Below are 20,896 nucleotides of genomic sequence, written 5' to 3' on the forward strand. Positions count from 1 at the left end.
GTTCGGCGCCGTCAGAAGCTGGCGATTGCCTTCACCACATGGTCCGCCTCGGCGATCAGTTCGGGCAGGCGCTGTGGCAGGTCATCGGCAAGAAGGCTGTGGGTGTGCAGCGCCGCCGTCGGGATCTCGCCGGCGAGGATCGCCTCGCGGACGCGCTCGAAATCCGATGCGTGTGCGTTGCGGCTGGCGAGCAGGGTGGTCTCCCGCTTGTGCAGTTCCGGATCGGCTAAGACCAGGTCACCCGGCGCGACCCCCACCAGCACCAGCTTGCCGCCGTGCGCGACGTAGCCGAGGCTCTGCGCCATTGCGGTCAGGGAGCCGGTGGCGTCGAACACCGTGTCGAACATCTCGCCCCCGGTCCGCTTCGCGAGCGACCCCGCCAAGTCGGCCGTCGCGTCCACCGTGTCGTCGAAGCCCAGCCGCTCGCGTGCATAGGCCAGCCGCGGCAGGCGGGTGTCGGTGAGGGTCACTTCCGCACCATTGGAACGCGCGAACAACCCGCAGGCGATGCCGATCGGGCCGGCGCCTACCACAAGCACGCGCTCCCCCGCCGACACCGCCGCACGCGCGACCGCGTGCGCGCCGATCGCCAGGAACTCGATCATCGCCGCCTGATCGAGCGTCAACCCGGTTGCGTCGAGTAACGCGCTCTCGGGGACTGCGAGCAATTCGGCCATGCCGCCGTCCGTGTGGACACCCAGCACCCGGATATTGACGCAGGCATTGGGCCTGTCCTTCCGGCACGCGATGCAGGTCCCGCAGGTCAAATACGGGTTGATCGCAACCCGCTGGCCGATATGGAAAGCCGACACTGCAGAGACATGCTCCACTTCGGCAGCCAGTTCGTGCCCCATGACGCGCGGATAGGCCAGGAAGGGATGCCGTCCGGCGTATATATGATAATCCGTACCGCACAGCCCGACGCGCCGGATCCGGACGATCACCTCCCCGGGCGCCGCCTCGGGCGCGGGCCGCTCCTCTATCGTTAGGTTATACGGCTCTCGACAGACGACCGCTTTCATCGCGCTTCTTTCCGTTCAGACTGGCCCCCGTACTAGACGACGATTCTCATATGTGCAACTTAGCTCTCATCCTTGAGACATGAGAACGGCCCTCGCGAATGCGGATCGATGCGCACCACCATCTCTGGCGATACGAACCCAATTCGTTCGGCTGGATCGTGCCCGGCTCTGCGATTGCGCGAGATTTCGCCGCAGAAGATTTGAGAGCGGCTTTGGACGGTGCAGGGCTCGATGCGGCAATTGCAGTGCAGGCGCGGCAATCGCCCGAGGAAACCAGCTTCTTGCTTGACGCCGCCCGGCGGTCGCCAGCCATCATGGGAGTCGTCGGCTGGATCGATCTGCGCGCGCCGAATATCGCCGCGCTACTGGACGAGAACGACGATCCGCTGATCGTCGGCTATCGTCACGTCGTGCAGGACGAGGGCGAACCCGACTTCCTTCTTGCCGAACCGTTTATCTATGGTGTCCGCGCGGTGGCCGAGCGGGGTTTATCGTACGACCTCCTCGTCAACCATGCGCAGCTCGAAACCGTCCCGCACTTCCTCGACAGGGTGGGCGAAGGGCGGTTCGTGCTCGATCATGCTGCCAAGCCCGACATCGCCAGGCAGGGCTGGCAGCCATGGGCAGACCGGATCTCCGCGGTCGCCGAGCGACAGGACGTGTGGTGCAAAGTGTCGGGGCTGGTGACCGAGGCCGATCACGTCACGTGGACGCCGGACGACGTCGAGCGCTACCTTGATCATGTGCTGGCGGTGTTCGGGCCGGAGCGGCTGATCTGGGGGTCGGACTGGCCGGTATGCCTGCTCGCCGCCTCTTACGAGCGCGTGGTTGACCTAGTCGCCGACTTCGTCGCGCGACGCTGCCCGCACGCCGAGGCGGAAATCTTCGGCGGCAATGCGCTACGCGCCTATGCGATCGGGCGGGGGCGATGATCCTCCAGTTTGGCACCAGCCGTTTCCTTCAGGCGCATGTCGATCTATTCGCGTCCGAGGCTCGCGACGCCGGCCAGACGGTCGCCGACATCGCGATCGTGCAGGTGAGCGACGACCCGGTGCGTGCGCAGCGACTGGCCGCCTTCGACGACGCTGCGGGCTTTCCCGTCGTGATCCGGGGGCTGGAGGGCGGAGTGCCGGTCGAGCGCACCGTGCAGGTGCGCAGCGTCGTGCAGGGCTTGGCGGCTGCGCACGACTGGTCGGAGCTCTGTGCGCTGTTCGTCGGGCAAGTGACCCATGTCGTGTCGAACACTGGCGATCATGGCTATATGATCCCGCCCGAGGATCGCATCACGATCGCCGACGATCGGCCACCGCGCAGTTTTCCTGCAATCCTGCTCGCGCTGCTCCACCGCCGCTGGCGGTTCGGCGGGGCGGGGGTGACGTTTCTGCCGTGCGAACTGGTTGCCGGCAACGGCCATACTCTGCGAGCGACAGTGCGCGATCTCGCGGAGCAGTTGCGGCTGCCGCCAGCGTTCGTTGAGTGGCTTGGCGTCGCCTGTCTCTGGGTGGACACGCTGGTCGACCGGATCGTCAGCGAACCGATCCATCCCGCCGGCGCGGTTGCCGAACCCTATGCTCTGTGGGCGATCCGCGATCAGCCAGGGTTGATTTTGCCGTTCACCCATCAGGCGATCGTCGTCACCGACGATCTGCCTCGCTTCGAACGGTTGAAGCTTCATATCCTCAACCTCGGGCACAGCTGGCTGGCCGAACGCTGGTACCGGGCCGGGATGGTGGCAGCCGCAACGGTGCGGCAGGCGATGGCGGATGCGGACACGCTTGCCGACCTGCGCCGTCTATATACCGACGAAGTCGTGCCTGGCTTCGCCACCGGGGGGCTGGACGACGAGGCAGCGACCTATGTCGAGAAGACGATGGACCGGTTCGCCAACCCGTTCATCGACCACCGCTTATCCGACATCTACGCCAGCCATGCGGCCAAGGTTGCCAAACGCGTGAGCGGTTTCGTTGACTGGGTCGACGCGAGTGGCAGCGCAGTTCCGATGCCGGAACTTCGCGCGCTCGCACAACGCTATGAGGTGAAGCAATGACAGTGCGCGCGCTACGCTTATCGGATCGTGACAACGTCGCGGTGCTCATCGACGCCGCCGCGCCGGGCGATTCCGTACTGGGGATCACCGCGCGCGACGCCATGCCCGGCGGACACAAGATGGCGCTCCATCCGCTCGCTGCCGGGACGGTGGTGCGAAAATACGGCTATCCGATCGGCATCGCCACTCGCGACGTCGTGGCGGGCGAGCATGTCCACAGCCACAATCTAGCGCTACCCGAACACAGGCTTGCGGAAGCGGTCGCCGGAGCACCGCACGCGCGCGCCACGGCTGGAGCAGGGGCGACGTTCGAGGGGTATCTGCGCGCCGACGGCGGCGTCGGTACGCGCAATGCGATCGGGATCATCGCCAGCGTCAACTGCTCCGCCACGGTGGTTCGTCGGATCGCGCGCGGATTCGAGGACTGCCTGCCGGCGGGGATCGACGCGGTCGCGCCGTTCACACACTCAAGCGGCTGCGGCATGTCGCGCTCGGGCGAGGGTTTCGACACGTTGGAGCGTACGCTAGCCGGCTACGCCCGCCATCCAAACTTCGGCGGGGTGCTGCTGGTCGGTCTCGGGTGTGAGGTGGCGCAGATCGACGACATGCTGGCGCGACACGGCCTGTCGCCCGGAGTGCGGCGACGCACGCTGACCATCCAGGAGGCGGGCGGTACGGCGGAAGCGATCGCCCGCGGTAGCGAGATCGTTGCTGAGCTGATCGAGGAGGCGTCCGCCGATCGCCGCACGACCCGCCCGGCGGCCGATCTGGTGCTCGGCCTGCAGTGTGGTGGGTCTGACGGCTGGTCTGGCGTGACCGCGAACCCGGCATTGGGCGCAGCCACGGACCTGCTGGTGGCGCAGGGCGGCACCGCCATCCTCTCCGAAACACCAGAGATATACGGGGCAGAACATCTACTGCTCGCGCGCGCCGCGTCGCCGGAGGTCGCGGCGCAGCTCTCTGCGCGGATCGCGTGGTGGGAGGATTATGCCACGCGCCACGGTGCCAGCCTCGACAACAATCCGTCGCCAGGCAACAAGGCGGGTGGGCTCACGACGATCTACGAGAAGTCTCTCGGCGCAATTGCAAAGGCCGGGACGGCCCCGCTCGCCGATGTGCTGCTCTATGCAGAGCAACACAGGCATCGCGGGCTCGTCTTCATGGACTCTCCGGGATATGATCCTTGCTCGGCTACTGGTCAGATTGCCACGGGCGCCAACCTACTCGCCTTCACGACCGGGCGAGGTTCGGTATTCGGCGCGCAACCCACACCCTGCCTCAAGCTCGCATCCAATCTCGTGCTCGCACGGTCCATGGCAAACGATATTGATGTCGACTGTTCGTCGATACTCGATGGAGCAACGCCGAATGAAATTGGACAGGCTATTTATCAAACGATGCTTGAGACGGCATCTGGTAAGCAGAGCAAGTCTGAAAGCCTTGGTGTCGGCGACTTCGAATTTGTGCCGTGGCAGTTAGGCGCCTGGATGTAGGTATCGCGACATTCCATTCGATAAAGATAGCTTGGTGAAATTATGGTTTCCGGATTAAGTCAATAATTTCATCACTCTGAAACCAAAGCTTTCTATAGAGAATAAGAGAATAGACACGTCTGGTGTGTTATCTAATCTTCACAATTAGCGACAAAACTTTAAAGTAATAAGCATGGAACTCGTAACTGGCCTGTGTCTTTCGAAAGTCTGGCGGTGGACTGCTCACGGACGTCTGTAACGCGCGCTCTGCACGGCGACCCCCATGCGCGCTGGCTTCCTCGTCCCACAGGCATCGCATTTCACTAGAAGAATTTCATTTGCATAAATGAAAACAATAGGGCAGGTTAGCGCTGCGTTGTACAAAAATATGGCGAGCGGGAGGTTGTGCGAACGCGCACGGCTCCTTGCGCAGCTGAGCGAAAGATAGCGCTACCAGGAATAATCTGGGCGGTTGGGAGAGGATCACGATGGCAATCGAGTCTAGAACGTCGCGTACGCACAAGCTGCAGATTGGGGCGACAAGCCTCATGGCAATTGCTGCCTGCTTGCATGCCGTGCCTGCCTTGGCACAAGCGCAGGACGTGCCCGCCGCGTCATCGCCGGTAGCGCCGGTAGCGCCCGAGGGCACTATCACCACGGCTGCTCCTCAACAGATTCCGCCTGCTGCGTCGGATCCCGCCACTGAGCCAGCGTCGACGGACATCGTCGTGACCGGATCGCGCATCACGAGCGGCGGTTTCACCGCGCCGACGCCGACGACCGTGATCGACGCCAATGCTATTGCCGCCAATGCGCAACCGAACGTCTTCACGACCATCGCTCAGTTGCCGTCGCTGCAGGGATCGACCGGCACAAGCACCGGCACGTTCAGCACATCGAGCGGCGCTCAGGGGCTTAGTTCCTTCTCGCTGCGCGGCGTTGGCGCGATCCGCACCCTAACGCTGATCGATGGCCAGCGCGTCGTCGGTGCCAACGTCACCGGCGTGCCCGACGTAAGCCTGTTCCCGCAAATCCTCATTAAGCGCGTCGATGTCGTCAATGGCGGTGCCTCGGCGTCCTACGGATCAGATGCGGTCGGCGGAGTCGTGAATTTTATCACCGATACCCGGTTCAAGGGTGTGAAGGGCAACCTGCAGGGTGGCATCACCACATATGGTGACAACGAACAGGTCCTCCTTCAGCTTGCCGCCGGAACGAGTTTGCTCGACGATCGCCTGCATATCGTCGGCAGTACCGAATACGCGCATGAAGATGGTATCAAGGGAGGAGGGTTGGGCACCGACCTTGCCAGCGGGCGGGATTGGTTCCGGCAGACGACCTTGATCAATCGCAATGTGTTCGATGACGGATCGCCGCAATATCTCGTCCGCGACTATTCCCAGCAATATAGTTATACGAAGTTTGGACTGATTACCGCTGGTCCGCTGCAGGGCACGGCCTTTGATCAGTCTGGCAACCCGTTCCAATTTCAATATGGTTCGAATGGCGTACCATCGCGTAACGCGTCAGGTTCGGTCATTGGCTGTTTCCCCGGGAGTTGCCTTGGCGGCGACCTTTCCGGAAATGTCGATGTAGGTCGCTCTCTTCAGTCGCGGTTGCAGCGGGTGGCCAATTACGGTCGGATTGGCTTCGACTGGGCGCCCGACAACGAGGTCTACGTCACTGCCAACATCGGCCAGGTGAAAACCAGCAACGAGCCGATCGGAGGTATGAACCGTCCGAACCTGACGATCCAGTGCGCCAATCCGTTCGTACCCGCGTCGGTTCAGGCTGCCTGCACCACCGCGGGGATCACGAACTTCCAATACGGCACGAGCAACGCCGCCTTGGGCAACACGCAAGTCTATACCGATCGACGCCAGTATCGGTTCGTCGCCGGCGCCAAGGGTCGCCAATCCGTCGCCGGGTCCGATTGGACCTACGACATGTATTACGAACACGGCACCAACTATTCCAACATCGACGTCAACAATGTCATGCTGTCGAACCGTTTCAACCAGGCGATCAACGCGACGACCCTGAACGGAGCGATCGTCTGTGCCAATCCCGTCGCACGCGCGAATGGGTGCCAGCCTCTCAACATCTTCGGTGGCAATCCGTCGCAGGGGGCGCTCGGCTACATCATGCCCGACAACGGCCCGTACCAGCGGACCCGCCAGACCCAAGACGTGATCAGCGTCAACTTCTCGGGCTCTCCGTTCAGTCTGTGGGCGGGGCCCGTCTCGTTCGCCTTCGGCAGCGAGTTCCGACATGAATTCTATACCGTGCGAGCCGATCCTTACGGCGCGGGCACCAGCGCTACGCCGAACACGCCCGACTATCCCGCCGATCCTACGCTGCTGCCCGGGGGCAACAACTGGTATGCCGGAAACTACAAGAACGGCAGCGGGGCCTACAGCGTCAAGGAGGCGTTCGTCGAAACCAACGTGCCGATCCTAAATTCGGAGGGGACCGGACGCGCGGCGATAAACGGCGCGATCCGGGTAACCGACTACAGCACGTCGGGCACCGTCTGGGCCTGGAAGATTGGCGGCACCTGGGACTTGCCGATCGACGGGTTGCGTTTGCGCGGCGTGACCTCTCGCGATGTTCGGGCGCCGAACTTGTCGGAGCTGTTCGCCGCACCGACGACCACGACGCTACCTGGATTTTTCGATCCGTTTCGCAACGTAAACGTGCTCGCTATCCAGAATACGATCGGCAACTCCGCCCTTACGCCCGAGATCGCACGTAACACCACCGCTGGTATCGCCTTTTCTGGATCCTCCTGGCTGCCCGGTCTCAGCCTCTCGGTCGATTATTATCACATTAAGATCAAGGACGTGATCTCGAGCCTCGGCACCGGGGACATCGTCAATCTCTGTTTCCAGAACATCCTTCCCGAGACCTGCAGCGCGTTCAACCTCAACAACCCCGCCGGGCCCAACTTCATCAACGTCCAGGCGTTCAACCTCGCCTCGATCGACACCAACGGGCTGGATATCGAGGCAAGCTATCGCTGGCGGCGTCCGCTCGGTCTGCCGGGCAGCTTCACGCTGCGCGCGCTTGCGACCAACATCCGCAAGTTCGCGACCGATACGGGCCTGCCCGGAACGATTCCAATTGACAGCGCCGGCGTCAATTCTGGAAACACGCCCGACTGGAAATGGCTGGCGACGCAGACCTATGCCAATGACGACTTCTCGCTGTTGCTGCAGGAGCGCTGGTTCAGCGACGGGGTGTTCGGTAGCCAATATGTAGAATGCTCGCCCGGTAACTGCCCGGTGTCGACGAATAACCGCCCGACCATCGACAACAACTTCATGCCGGGCGCCTTCTATATGGACGTTGGCGGCACGTACAACGTCACTAAGCAGGTAACCGGCTATTTCAAGGTCGACAATATGTTCAACAAGGAGCCGCCAAAGTCCCCGAATTTCGTCAACCCGGCGCTGTATGACATTGCCGGTCGGACTTTCCGGATCGGCGTCCGTTTCAGCATGTGATGCAGGGTCACGCCGTCAGCCTGAAGCGAAACGGCGAGGGAAGGACTTGGTAGTGGAAGGCAGGAACATGCAGCGGTTTGCAAAAGCACTCGCATTGGCCGCGGTGGCGCTACCGTCGGTCGCCCAGGCGCAGGTGCCCGATACCATCCTCTACGGCGTCGCCTATTACGACGAGTACACGCCGGTCGATCGCGTCGATGAGGACGCGCGGATGATGAAGGCGGCTGGGATCAGTGTCGTCCGCATCGCGGAGTCGACATGGGGCACGCTGGAACCGCAGCCCGGGGTCTTCGATTTCAGCCATGTCGATCGCATGCTCGCCGCGATGCACAAGCAAGGCATCAAGGTGATCGTCGGAACCCCGACCTATGCGATACCGACTTGGCTCGCGCGCCAGCATCCGAACGTGCTCGTCGTCGGTCGGGACGGGGTGCGCGCGCAATATGGCACCCGCCAGAACATGGACATTACCGATCCCGACTACCGGGCCGCGGCCGAGCGGGTGATCGTGGCGCTGGTGGACCATGTGAAGGATCATCCCGCGGTGATCGGCTATCAGCTCGACAACGAGACCAAGCCCTATGGCACCAGCGGTCCGACGGTGCAGGCGGGGTTTGTCCAGTCGTTGAGGGCGAAATGGCCGAGCCTCGGTGCCCTGAACCAGGCGTGGGGGCTTAATTACTGGTCCAACCGGATAAATAGATGGGAGGACTTCCCGTCGACCAACGGTTCGATCAACGCCAGCATGTCCAACGCCTTCGCCGCCTACCAGCGCAGCCTCGTCACCGACTTCCTGGCGTGGCAGGCCAAGCTGGTGCGCGCCCATGCCAAACCCGGCCAGTTCATGACGCAGAATTTCGACCTGGGCTGGCGTGAGGGATCCTATGGCATCCAGCCGGAAGTCGACCATTGGAAGGCGGCACGGTCGCTCGATATCGCCGGCATCGACATCTATCATCCGACCCAGGACAAGCTGACCGGCGCGGAGATCGCCTTTGGTGGCGACGAGGCCCGCTCGATCCGCAATGGACAGAATTATCTGGTGCTGGAGACCGAGGCGCAGGGCTTCCCGCAATGGACGCCCTATCCGGGCCAGCTTCGTCTGCAGGCGTTCAGCCATCTCGCGTCGGGCGCGCAGATGGTCGAATACTGGCACTGGGCGACCACCGCCAACGCGGTCGAGACCTATTGGCGCGGGCTGTTGTCACAGGACTACAAGCCCAATGCGGAGTATGCGGCGGCAAAGGTGATCGGCGCCGAGATCGCTCGCCTAGGCCCCAAGCTGGCAGGCATGACGAAGCACAATCAGGTCGCCGTCTATGTCAGCAACGCCGCGCAGACCGCGTTCAATTCGTTCAAGCCGGACGGCGTGGAATACAACCGGGTGCTGCGGCCCTTCTACGACGCACTCTATCGGATGAACGTCGAGGCCGACATCCTGTCGCCCGACAGCACGCTGAAGCTGGATGATTACAAGCTGATCGTCGTGCCCGCGCTGTACGCGGCGAGCGACGCCGAGATCGCGCGGCTGAATGATTACGCCAAGCGCGGCGGCCACCTGCTCTACACGTTCAAGAGCGGCTTTTCGGACGAGAACACCAAGGTCCGCTATGCTTCACAGCCGGGTGCGATCGCCGAAGCGGCGGGCGTCACCTATCAGGAGTTCACGATCCCCGTCGGGGTCACGCTGGCGGGCAATCCGTTCGGCGTTTCGGATGCCGACAACGCCCCGCGCTGGTGGATGGAGATGCTGAAGCCCACCACCGCCGAAGTCGTGGCGCGCTATCAGCATCCGTCATGGCCGGCCGCCGCCGCCATGACCCGCAATCACTGGGGCAAGGGTGAGGTCAGCTATGTCGGCTTCATGCCGAGCGACGCGCTGGCCGAGAAGATCGTCGCCGCCGAGGTCACGCGCGCAGGTGTCGCGCCATCGGTTGCGGGCGTGCAATTTCCGCTGATCGTGCGCGGCGGCACATTGAAGAACGGTCACAAGGTCCGTTACGTACTCAACTATTCGGCTGTCCCGCAGCACTTGGTGGCGCCCGCCGCAGGCACCGAACTGTTGCATGGGCGCAAGGTGAAGCGCGGCGAACCGATCGACCTTGCCGCCTGGGATGTCGCCATCATCGAGGAAGATGGACGATCCGACTGATGGCCGCGCTTTGCGGAAACGAAGCGAACGGGAGGTTGCATGAACGAGAACAAGGCGCCGCGTAGCATGGCCATCACCCGGCGGGCGTTGCTCGGAAGTGGTGCGGGCGCGGCATTCGTGTCGAGTGGCCTGGTCCAAGCCGCGGCGCGGATTGGCTCCCCGGATTTCGTGATCCGCTCCGGCGACCTGTCGATTGCCGTCACGGCACTCAGCGACCGCGCGTTCCGCGTCCGCGTCGCGCCGGTTGGAGCGCCCCCCGCAACGCCAGGCGAAATGCTGGCGCCCATCGCGAAGCCGCCAGTCCCCAGGCGGATACGGGAGGGCAGCCGAACGCGTCTGACGCTCCCGCAGGCGCAGTGTATATGGGATGAGGCGACCGGGTGCCTCTCGTTCCATGACGGTGTCGGCAACCTGCTTCTCAGCGAAGCTCCCGGATCGCGCCACGTCGCGCAATCGACGATCGGAAACGAGCCGACCCTGGCGGTGACGCAAGGCTTTGCCAGCCCGGTTGACGAACGCCTCTACGGCACGGGCTGCTTTCAGGACGGCCATCTCGATATTCGGGGCCTGCCGCGACGCCTGACGCAGGTGAATACGCAGATCAGCCAGCCGTTCGTGCTGTCGAGCAAGGGCTATGGTCTGCTGTGGCATAATCCCGGCATGGCGGAGCTGAACCGGCCGGATCGGCCGATCGTGCTAAACCGGCAGGCGGCAGCGGGCGACGCGCGCATGGCCGATGTCACCACATCCACCGGCAATGCCCGCGTCGAGCGCCGCGATGCCGTGTTCACGGGAAAGTTCACGGTCTCGCAGAATGGGCGCCATGCGTTCCTGCTCGATCTTGGTCGCAAGATGTCTTCGCGTCATTATGTCGAGATCGACGGCAAGCCGATGACGGATCACACCAACCTCTGGCTGCCGCCGACCGCCAGCTTCATCAGCGAGCTCGCCGCCGGAGAGCACAGCGTGCTGGTGCGGGCGGGTGACGAGGACGTGCCGGTGCTGAACTTTGCGCCGGTCGAAGATCGCACGACCTGGTGGTCGCCCGTATCCGAAGGGATCGATTATGTCGTGATCGCCGGACCCAGGGCGGCGGAAGTTATGACTGGGTATCACGCCTTGCTCGGGCCGCAGCCGATGATGCCGCTGTGGGCGCTCGGCTACATCCATTGTCGCGAGCGGTTTCACTCGTCGGACGAGATCATGGCGACGGCACGCGAATTTCGCGTGCGCAAGCTTCCCTGCGACATGATGGTGCAGGACTGGCAGTATTGGGGAAAATACGGCTGGAACGCCATGAGTTTCGACGAGGAGCATTATCCCGACCCCGCGGGCCTCGTCCGCGATCTGCATGCGACCGACATGCGCCTGATGCTGTCGGTCTGGTCCAAGGTCGGCAAGGAAACCGAACTGGGCAAGGAAGTGGCCGCGAAGGGCTTCTACATCCCGGGCACAGAATGGATCGATTTCTTCAATCCCGTCGCGGCGCGCTTCTATGCCCGACAGCAGAGCCAGAAGCTCGCCTCGCTCGGCATCGACGCCTGGTGGCAGGACGCGACCGAACCAGAGAATGACGATCTTGTCGGACGGCCGATCTATGCGGCACCGGGCCGGACCCAGCCCGGCGAGAAGCGTCGCAACCTCTATCCGCTGCAAGTCAGCCGGACGGTGTATGAGGAACAGCGGCGCGCATATCCGGACAAGCGGGTGATGATCCTCACCCGATCGGCGGCGCCGGGTCAGCAACGCTATGGCGCGGCGACATGGTCTGGCGACATCGGCCACGATTGGGAAACGCTGAAACGCCAGATTCCGGCCGGACTCAACATGGCGGCGGCGGGTCAGGCCTGGTGGACCGTCGACGCGGGAGGTTTCTTCCGTCCGGGCAAGGGGCAATATACCGACCCTGCCTATCAGGAACGGTTCCTCCGCTGGTTCCAGTTCGCGACATTCCTGCCGATGACGCGCGTCCATGGCTACATGACCGATACCGAGTTCTGGCGATATGGGGAGACGGTGGAGCGCATCGCCCGCTTCTACCTCGAACTCCGCTATCGCCTGCTGCCCTACACCTATGCTTTGGCGGCCGAGGCTTCGGCGGCGGGAATGCCGCTGATCCGGCCGCTGGTGTTCGATTTTCCACACGATCCAAAGGCCCTCGATCAGGTTCATTCGTACATGTTCGGCAGCGAGATCCATGTTGCGCCGGTGCTGGCTGCAGGCGTGAGGACCTGGGACGTATACTTGCCGGCTTCCGAGGGCGGCTGGTACGATTTCTGGACAGGCGTGCGTCGAGAGGGCGGCCGGATGCACGCTGTCCCAGTGACACTGGACCGCATTCCGCTTCATGTGCGGGCGGGCAGCATCCTGCCTTTGGGACCGGTCGGCCAATCGACGGCCGGGCTGCTTGGCGGGGCGCTCGATCTCCTGGTTTATCCGGGTCGGGACGGCGCCGCGTCCTTGTACGAGGATGACGGGCTTACCTACCGCTACGAGCAAGGTGCCTCAGCGCAAACGGCGCTGGAGTGGGAGCAGGCAACAGGCGTGCTCACTCTAGGTTCGCGGCGGGGCACTTATCCTGGCATGACAAATAGTCGCGTGATCCGCGCTCACTTGATGCGCCTTGGGAGCTCTGCGATGGCAGTAAGCCAGGGCGTGGAAGTCGGTTATGTCGGACGGGCTAAGAAAATGATCCTCCGGAATTAGCTGATAGAAATTTCTCGTCCATCGACCGCGCGGTGCGACGAATTCGAAAGGAACGGATCTGATCCAAGAGGTCCACCACTTTTCTGAGCAGAGCCCCCCGTCGCATCAACTCCTACGGGCCAAGCGATTCGCATACTGCGCTTCCGGCCCTCACCGTTCTTGGAATGTCCTGCGAGGCGCCAATTCGTTGATTACTTCATAGCCAATTGACTAATAAATCGATCGCAAAAGCGATATGAACGAATGGCAGAAGTTGGGGAACGCGAATTGCCCCACGAATATCCGGGTATGGGTCTCGAATGCGGCATCAGATCTCTGTCCGTTCTACCAGTTTTGAAGATGCGCAGCATCACGGCCGAGATACCGGAAGGCGCTCTTGCGACCGATGACGCCGTACTGTCGATTCTTTGAGCGGTTAATGCTAACCTTCGCAAAAGCCCCTGGACGGTCAACGGGCGCGCGGAGAGTGGAATGCAGCGAAGGGCCGTAAAATCGGCGATGCGTACGTTCGAAGTGCTGGAACTCTTTGCCGAGCGCCGCCGTCCGATGGCGCTGAACGAGATCTATTCCGAACTGGGCTATCCCCAGTCGAGCACGACCAACCTGCTGAAAAGCATGGTCCTGCTCGGCTATCTAAATTACAACCGTACCAAGCGCACATACCTGCCGACCATGCGCCTCAACCTGCTCGGAAATTGGGTTGCGGGTTACATTCAGTCCGAGGGCGGCTTTCGCGATCTGGTCGACGAGATGCAGCGCCGTACCGACGAGACAGTCGGTCTGTCGACGCAGAATGACCTGTTCATCCAGTATCTGTTCCTGCACGGGCCGGAACACCGGTTTAAAAACATGCCACCCGACGGCACCATGCGGCTGCTAGTCGATTCAAGCGGTGGCCGCGCAATGATGGCGCGGATGGGTGACCGGGCGATCGACAAATTATGTCGCTACACCAATCACTACGAGATGAAGAACGATCGGGTCAGCTATCCCGAGATCATGAAGGACGTCGGCTGGATTCGGCATGTCGGCTATTGCTATTTTCCCAACTGGCCGACGCCCGACGTGTCGTCGATCTCGATCGCGCTGGATGCGGACCTGCACGGTATTCCGCTGGCGATCGGGGTTGGCGGACTTGCGGATCGGATCTCGCGCAAGAAGGCCGATATTCTCGCAATCATGCGCGAGATGATCGCTGAGTTCAACGAACGCCGTCATGTCGTGCCCGTCGCGACCGCCGACGACGTGCCCGAAGCGGTCAGCACAGCCCGGTGAGAACGCTTCGCGATCCGCATATGTGATTTTCGCAAGGGTCGAGGGCTTTGCTATGCGCTTTGCCGACTGCCCGCCGCAATGATCGCTTCACACGCTCGAATGTGGAGAGGTTTGAATGATGGGCGACGTAGAGGAGCGGCTGAGGCCGGCATCCGGTGATCCCGTAAGGCTGGACGCCGTGGTCGTCGGGGCCGGGTTCGGCGGGATGTATGCGATCCATGCACTGCGCGAACGCGGCATGGCGGTGGTCGGGATCGAGGCCGGCGGAGATGTCGGAGGGGTATGGTACTGGAACCGCTATCCGGGTGCGCGCTGCGACCTGATGTGCGTCGACTACAGTTATTCCTTTTCCGAGGAAATCCAGCAGGAATGGACCTGGAGCGAGCAGTTCGCGGGCCAGCCCGAAATCCTCGCTTACGCCAATTTCGTCGCCGACAAGCTCGACCTTCGCAAAGATTTCCGGTTCGAAACGCGGGTCACGAGCGCGGCATGGGATGACGCGCGGCGGGTATGGGCGGTCAAAACCAATCGCGGTGATCATTTCGAGGCAACCTATTGCATCATGGCGACCGGGCCGCTGTCGATTCCGAAGGACCCAGAGATTGCCGGGCTCGAAACCTTTGCGGGCGATATCTACCGCGCGCAGAAATGGCCGCATGAGGAAGTCGATTTCTCCGGCCGCCGCGTCGGCTTGATCGGCACGGGATCGAGCGGCATCCAGATCGTCACCGAAGTCGGCAAGGCAGTCGGCGAATTCTATGTGTTTCAGCGTACGCCGAGCTTCACGATGCCGATGCGCAACGCGAAGCTGGACGCCGAGGACATCAAGGAGATCAAGGACCATTATCCGAGCTTGCGCGCTGCTGCGCGAGCGAGTGCGTTGGGCGGCGTGCGTCCGGCCGGCAATCGCGCCTTCTTCAGCCTGCCCCGGCAGCAGCGACTGGCGCTGCTGGAAGACGCGTGGAAGAACGGCGGGCACGCGGTACTCGGCACGTTCTCCGACCTGCTGGTCAACCCCGATGCCAACGAACAGGTCGCCGATTTCGTCCGTGACAAGATCGGGCAGGTGGTGAAGGATCCGAAGACCGCCGAGGCGCTCAAGCCCCGCGGCTATCCGATCTTCGCGCGGCGGCCGTGCCTGGACACTGACTATTACGAACAATTCAACAAGCCTAACGTCCATCTGGTCGATCTGTTCGAGGATCCGATCGAGGCGATCACGCCGACCGGTGTGAAGTTGCAGAGCGGCGAGGTTCCGCTCGATGCGTTGATCCTGGCGACCGGCTATGATGGTCTGACCGGCGCATTGATGGCGTTCGAAGTGCTGGGGCGCGATGGCCGGGACCTGCGCGAGAAGTGGCAATACGGCGCGCATTCCTGGCTCGGGCTGATGCTCGCGGGGTTCCCGAACCTGTTCATGGTATGCGGTGCGAACGGGCCGGCGGCGCTCGCCAACATCATTTCGATCGACGAGCAGAATGTCGACTGGATCACCGCACTGATGACGCACATAGAGGCGAATGGCCTCGCGACCGTCGAACCCACGCCCGAAGGCGAGGAGCGCTGGATGGATATCATCGCAGGGCTGGCAGAGAAGACGATGCTGTCCAAGGCGAACACCTGGTACACGGGCGGCAATGTCTCGGGGAAGACGCGCGGGCTGACGATGTTCACCGGCGGGTTCGCGAAATACAGCGAATATTGCCAGGCGGTGGCCGACAGCGGTTATGCCGAACTCGTATTTCAGCCGGACGAGGCGCTGGTCGGCGCGTGATCCGAGACTGGCGGGGCAAGCGCTTCGAGCTTGCTCCGCCAGATATCTGGAAGTGGTGTCGGTCGGCGGCGGGCGCGATCGACGTAGACATGAGTAAAGGCGGCCTCTGCGACGGGCTCGTTCTCGCCGACGCGGAACGCGCCGAGTTCGTAGATCACGCTGGAACTGCCCAGCCGCCCGAGCGAGAGGCGGATCTCGACCGGCTCGGGATAGGCGACCGAGCGCGCATAACGACAACGCGTATCAACGACGAGGCCGATCGGGTCGCCATGTGCGCCGTCGAGCAGTCCCGCCGCGATCAGCCACGCGTTCACCGCGGTGTCGAACCAGTGATAATAGACCGCGTTGTTGACATGGCCGTAGGCGTCGTTGTCGCTCCACCGCGTGGTGATGGGCGTCCAGGCGACATAGTGCGTGCGGGGTCGAAGCGGCGTCCGGGGCATCGCGGTCCTTCTGGTTTTCGTCGCGGATCATAGCGGCGCGGCAGGCCGGCTTGCACCCCACCAGCAAAAATCCGGCATGCGATTCTGCTTGTATCGCGCTGTCGCCGGATGCTTTCCGCTTGGCCCGGCGGGGTGCGCGTGGGCATGATGGCGGGATGAAGATCGAAGCTGCCGTCCTGCGCGCCCGAGACGCAAGCCTGCCCTATGCCGAAAGCCGGCCGTTGCGGATCGAGACGCTCGACCTCGATCCACCGGGCAAGGGCGAGGTGCTGGTCCGCATAGCGGCGGCGGGGCTGTGCCACAGCGATTTGTCGGTGATCAATGGAGACCGTCCGAGGCCGCTCCCGATGGCGCTTGGGCACGAGGCGGCCGGCGTGGTGGAGGCACTGGGCGAGGACGTGGCCGATCTCGCGGTCGGCGATCATGTCGTGATGATCTTCATGCCGAGTTGCGGGCACTGCCTGCCGTGTGCCGAAGGTCGCCCGGCTCTGTGCGCGCCCGGCGCGGCGGCGAACGGGGCGGGGACGTTGCTCGGCGACGGTCTACGCCTGCACGACGAGGACGGAACGGTACATCATCATCTGGGCGTTTCCGCGTTCGCGACGCATGCCGTCGTGTCGCGCCGGTCGCTCGTGAAGGTCGATCCCGAATTGCCGCTGCACGAGGCGGCGTTGTTCGGATGCGCGGTGCTGACCGGGGTCGGCGCGGTCGTGAACACCGCCGGCGTGAAGGCGGGGCAGAGTGTCGCGGTGATCGGGCTGGGCGGCGTGGGGTTGGCAGCGGTGCTCGGCGCCATCGCTGCGGGCGCGGCGCAGGTGATCGCGGTCGACCTGGCCGACGACAAGCTCGCGCTGGCGTCGGAGCTTGGCGCAACCGCCACGGTGAAGGCGGGCGCGGATGCGGTCGCCACCGTCCGCGCGCTGACAGATGGCGGCTGCGATGTAGTGCTGGAGATGGCCGGTTCGGTGCGTGCATTGGAAAGCGCGGTGGCAATGACGCGGCGTGGCGGCACCACCGTCACTGCGGGCCTGCCGCCGCCGGACGCCGCACTTGCCGTCAATGTGGTGGCGCTCGTCGCCGACGAACGTACGCTGAAGGGGAGCTACATCGGCACCTGCGTGCCGACCCGCGACATCCCCCGTTATGTCGCGCTGTACCGCGCGGGGCGATTGCCGGTGGACCGACTGGTCAGTGGATACCTGACGCTCTCCGACATCAATGCAGGGTTCGACGAGTTACATGCCGGGCGCGCGGTGCGCCAGATCATCCGCTTCGATTAACCCACGCCGCCGAGATGCTCGCGGTAGCGCGCGCGCAACACGGTTTTGAGCAGTTTGCCGGTTGCGGTGTGCGGCAGGTCGTCGACGACCAGCACGTCGTCGGGCAGCCACCATTTCGCGACATGCCCGGCAAGATGATCGAGCATCGCCGGCTTTTCGACGCTCTCGCCCGGATGCAGACGGAGCAGCAGCAGCGGGCGCTCCTGCCAACGCGGGTGCGGCACGCCGACCACCGCCGCTTCCGCAACCGCGGGGTGCGCCGTCGCGGCGTTTTCGAGATCGATCGAGCTGATCCATTCGCCACCCGACTTGATCACGTCCTTCGCGCGGTCGGTGAGGTGCAGGAAACCGTCCGCATCGATCTTCGCCACGTCCCAGGTGTCGAGCCAGCCGTCCGCATCGACGTCCGCACCGGCCGGATTGCCGTAATAGGCGCTGAGCACCCAGGGCCCGCGCACTTTCAGCAGTCCGGATTCGGCGCCGTCATGCGGTAGCGCTTCGCCGGCCGCATTCTCGATCCGCAATTCGACGCCGAACACCGCGCGGCCCTGCGTGGCCAGCACGTCGGTCATCGCGTCGCCTTCGAGATGCATTTGCGACGCCAGCGGTTGGCAGACGGTGGAGACCGGGCTGGTCTCGGTCATGCCCCAGGCCTGGTTCGCCTTCACGCCCAGCAGATCCCGGAACAGTTCGATCAGCGCGCGCGGCGTGGCCGCGCCGCCCATGAAGACACGGTCGAGCTTGAGCTTCGCACGGTCGTCCTCGCTCACGTTGCGCGCGATATAATCGAGCACGGTGAACCAGAGCGTCGGCACGCCGAGCGAGAAGGTGACGCCCTCGTCGCGCAGCAATTGATGGATCGATGCGCCGTCCATCGCCGATCCCGGCATCACCAGCTTCGCGCCGACCATCGCCGAGGTGAAGGGCAGGCCCCAGGCGTTGACATGGAACAGCGGCGGCGCGAGCAGCACGGTGTCGCGTGCGGACAACGCCATCGAGTCCGCGGCGCAGGCGGCATAGGCATGCAGCAGCGTAGACCGGTGGCTGTAGAGCACACCCTTCGGATTGCCGGTCGTACCGCTGGTATAGCACAGGCTCGATGCGGTATTCTCGTCCAGTGCGGGCCAGGCGCCGATCGGGTCGGCAGCCGCAACCCGGTCGTGATACGCGATCAGGTGCGGGATCGAGCTTTCGGGCATCTCGTCGGCGGCGCACAGCACGACGATCGCTTCGATCCGCGGCAAGTCGGCGATGACGGGTTCGAGTATCGGCAGCAGGTCTGGATCGACGCATATGATCCTGGCGCCGCCATGCTCGACGATGTAGCGAATCTGCTCGGCGAACAGGCGCGGGTTGACGGTGTGGAGCACCATGCCGGCGGCGGTCACGCCGTAATAGAGTTCGAGATGCGGCAACCGGTTCCAGGCCAATGTCGCGATCCGGTCTCCGGGTTGCGCGCCGAGCGCCGTGAGCATCGCCGCGACCTTGCGCGACCGCATCGACACCTCGGCCCAGTTCGATCGTTCCAATTGGCCGTCGGGGCGGCGCGAGACGATTTCCGTAAGACCGTGCGCGCGCGCGGCGTGATCGATCAGCGACCCCGTGGTCAATTGCTGCTGTTGCATCAGGCCCAACATGCCCGTTCCCCTCCATGAATTCAGTGAGATGACCGATCCGGTCAAACGGCCGCCGCCGCATCCTCGCGATGGACCAGGCGGGTCGCATGGATGAACATCAACCCGCTGAGCAGCATCGGCGCGCCGACCAGTGCGATCGCGAAACGCAGGCCCGAGACCGCCCCGAACCAGGCTGAAAAAAGGTCGCTCATCACGCCGACGAACAACGGGCCGAGCGCGAGGCCGATCAGGTTCACGAACAGGATCTGGATCGCGACGGCCATGCCCCGCATGCGCGGTTCGGCTACCGTCTGGATTGCGGCATAGACCGGGCCATAGCTCATCGTCTGGCAGAACAACGCGCCCCCGAACAACGCGAGCGACACGCGCATGTCGTCGGCCAGCGCCACCAGCGAGAACAGCGGGGCAGCGGCGGTGATCGCGACGGCGCAGAACAGCACGTAATTGGCGATGCTAGCCTTCGCCACGCGGTCCGACAGGAAACCGCCGAGGAACGTCCCGAGCCCACCGCAGATACCGACCATCAGCCCGAGCATCACGCCCAGCAATGCGGTCGGCGCCATCCCGGCAGTGCTGGCCAACGCGCCCAGCTGATCGGGATGCGTGCGGATATACAGCGATCCGGAAAAGGCGCTCAGGCCGTAGAAGCCGAACGCCGAAAAGCCCGAGGCGACGCAGATATACGCGAAGGAGCGCTTGCTCCACAACGTCGCAAGCCCCTCGCGCAGGGGTATCGCTACGGCATCGGCCGCCACGCTTGCGATACGGCGCGGTTCCTTCATCGCAAACGGCACGATCACCGCCAGCAGAAGGCCCGGCGCGCCCGCAATGAAGAAGGCCCAGCGCCAGCCCAGCGTAGAGGCGAGAATGCCACCGACGACGAGACCGGTAAGCGATCCCAGCGGCACGCCCATCTGGTACATAGCGAGCGCGAGCGCGCGGCGGTTGCGCGGAACATAGTCGGTGATCAGGCTGTGTGCCGCAGGGGTGCAGCCCGCTTCGCCCACACCGACGCCGATCCGCGTCAGCAGCATCTGGCCGAAGCTGCGCGTGAAGCCGCAGGCGATAGTGAAGACGCTCCAGACCGCGAGCGCGCCGGAAATCATATGGACCCGGTTGGTCTTGTCGGCGAACCGCGCGAGCGGCAGGCCGGCGGCGGTGTAGAGCAGCGCGAAGGCGAGACCGCTGATCGCGCCGATCTGGCTGTCGGAGAGATGCAGGTCCGCCTTGATGGGCTCGACCAGGATTGTCAGGATCTGCCGATCGAAGAAGTTCAGCGTGTAGATCAGCATCATCAGCAGCATGACCCCCATCGGGAACGCCTTCGTGTCGTCGCCGGCGGTCTGGGTAGCTGTCGTCGAGGTTCGATCGGCGGCGGACGAAAGATCGGGAAAGTCGGGCACGACCACGCCGTCCGGGGTGGAGATCGGAAACGGGATCGTCTGTTCGGTCACACGGTCTCTCCTGCCGTCCGGTCTGGCGCCGGGGCTGGCCGCGATGATAGGCGCGGGCATGGCCATGTTGATCGCCGAGGGCGACCGCGACCGATTATCACCTATGTAAATTGCTGCATCGCTGTCGT

At 63.6% G+C, this 20,896-nt stretch carries 13 protein-coding genes; 9 read left to right on the forward strand and 4 right to left on the reverse strand.

The features are described from left to right. Nucleotides 1-11 precede the first annotated feature (11 nt). Nucleotides 12-1,022: a zinc-binding alcohol dehydrogenase family protein gene (locus tag C8J42_RS18445; protein WP_133021290.1), complete on the reverse strand. Its 1,011-nt coding sequence runs from the start codon at nucleotides 1,020-1,022 to the stop codon at nucleotides 12-14. Nucleotides 1,023-1,120: 98 nt separating this feature from the next. Here C8J42_RS18445 and C8J42_RS18450 point away from each other — a divergent pair, with 98 nt between their 5' ends. From C8J42_RS18450 to C8J42_RS18485, 8 genes are all read left to right on the forward strand, one after another. Then, nucleotides 1,121-1,954, forward strand: a complete 834-nt coding sequence (locus tag C8J42_RS18450) for an amidohydrolase family protein (RefSeq protein WP_133021291.1) — start codon at nucleotides 1,121-1,123, stop codon at nucleotides 1,952-1,954. Continuing rightward, nucleotides 1,951-3,069 (forward strand): mannitol dehydrogenase family protein, encoded by a 1,119-nt coding sequence (locus tag C8J42_RS18455; protein ID WP_133021292.1) that lies wholly within the window; start codon nucleotides 1,951-1,953, stop codon nucleotides 3,067-3,069. The genes C8J42_RS18450 and C8J42_RS18455 overlap by 4 nt, the downstream gene beginning before the upstream one ends. After that, nucleotides 3,066-4,562 carry an altronate dehydratase family protein gene (locus C8J42_RS18460; RefSeq protein ID WP_133021293.1) on the forward strand — a complete coding sequence of 499 codons (1,497 nt, stop codon included), beginning with the start codon at nucleotides 3,066-3,068 and terminating at the stop codon, nucleotides 4,560-4,562. Before C8J42_RS18455 ends, C8J42_RS18460 begins: the two co-directional genes overlap by 4 nt. A gap of 563 nt (nucleotides 4,563-5,125) precedes the next feature. After that, the gene (locus C8J42_RS18465; protein WP_347812420.1) at nucleotides 5,126-8,047 is read left to right on the forward strand and encodes a TonB-dependent receptor; all 2,922 of its coding nucleotides are present in this window, start codon (nucleotides 5,126-5,128) and stop codon (nucleotides 8,045-8,047) included. A gap of 67 nt (nucleotides 8,048-8,114) precedes the next feature. Beyond that, nucleotides 8,115-10,199, forward strand: a complete 2,085-nt coding sequence (locus C8J42_RS18470; protein WP_133021295.1) for a beta-galactosidase — start codon at nucleotides 8,115-8,117, stop codon at nucleotides 10,197-10,199. A gap of 39 nt (nucleotides 10,200-10,238) precedes the next feature. Continuing rightward, a complete protein-coding gene (locus C8J42_RS18475; protein WP_207897179.1) occupies nucleotides 10,239-12,905 on the forward strand; it encodes a TIM-barrel domain-containing protein in 2,667 nt (888 codons plus the stop codon). 498 nt (nucleotides 12,906-13,403) lie between these two features. Continuing rightward, complete coding sequence (locus tag C8J42_RS18480) at nucleotides 13,404-14,180, forward strand: helix-turn-helix domain-containing protein (RefSeq protein ID WP_243644606.1); 777 nt, start codon at nucleotides 13,404-13,406, stop codon at nucleotides 14,178-14,180. Nucleotides 14,181-14,295: 115 nt separating this feature from the next. Beyond that, nucleotides 14,296-15,954 carry an NAD(P)/FAD-dependent oxidoreductase gene (locus C8J42_RS18485; RefSeq protein ID WP_243644607.1) on the forward strand — a complete coding sequence of 553 codons (1,659 nt, stop codon included), beginning with the start codon at nucleotides 14,296-14,298 and terminating at the stop codon, nucleotides 15,952-15,954. On the opposite strand, the gene C8J42_RS18490 is transcribed toward C8J42_RS18485, so the two are convergent. Then, complete coding sequence (locus C8J42_RS18490; protein ID WP_133021297.1) at nucleotides 15,924-16,397, reverse strand: thioesterase family protein; 474 nt, start codon at nucleotides 16,395-16,397, stop codon at nucleotides 15,924-15,926. The genes C8J42_RS18485 and C8J42_RS18490 overlap by 31 nt on opposite strands. Before the next feature lie 155 nt (nucleotides 16,398-16,552). Here C8J42_RS18490 and C8J42_RS18495 point away from each other — a divergent pair, with 155 nt between their 5' ends. Beyond that, nucleotides 16,553-17,677, forward strand: a complete 1,125-nt coding sequence (locus tag C8J42_RS18495) for a zinc-dependent alcohol dehydrogenase family protein (RefSeq protein ID WP_133021298.1) — start codon at nucleotides 16,553-16,555, stop codon at nucleotides 17,675-17,677. Here C8J42_RS18495 and C8J42_RS18500 read toward each other — a convergent pair. Then, nucleotides 17,674-19,314, reverse strand: a complete 1,641-nt coding sequence (locus tag C8J42_RS18500) for a long-chain fatty acid--CoA ligase (RefSeq protein ID WP_133021299.1) — start codon at nucleotides 19,312-19,314, stop codon at nucleotides 17,674-17,676. The two genes, C8J42_RS18495 and C8J42_RS18500, sit on opposite strands and share 4 nt — an antisense overlap. A 41-nt stretch (nucleotides 19,315-19,355) precedes the next feature. Then, a complete protein-coding gene (locus C8J42_RS18505; RefSeq protein ID WP_165895561.1) occupies nucleotides 19,356-20,768 on the reverse strand; it encodes an MFS transporter in 1,413 nt (470 codons plus the stop codon). Nucleotides 20,769-20,896 lie beyond the last annotated feature (128 nt).

The organism is Sphingomonas sp. PP-CE-1A-559, from assembly GCF_004340965.1.
Taxonomy (GTDB): domain Bacteria; phylum Pseudomonadota; class Alphaproteobacteria; order Sphingomonadales; family Sphingomonadaceae; genus Sphingomonas.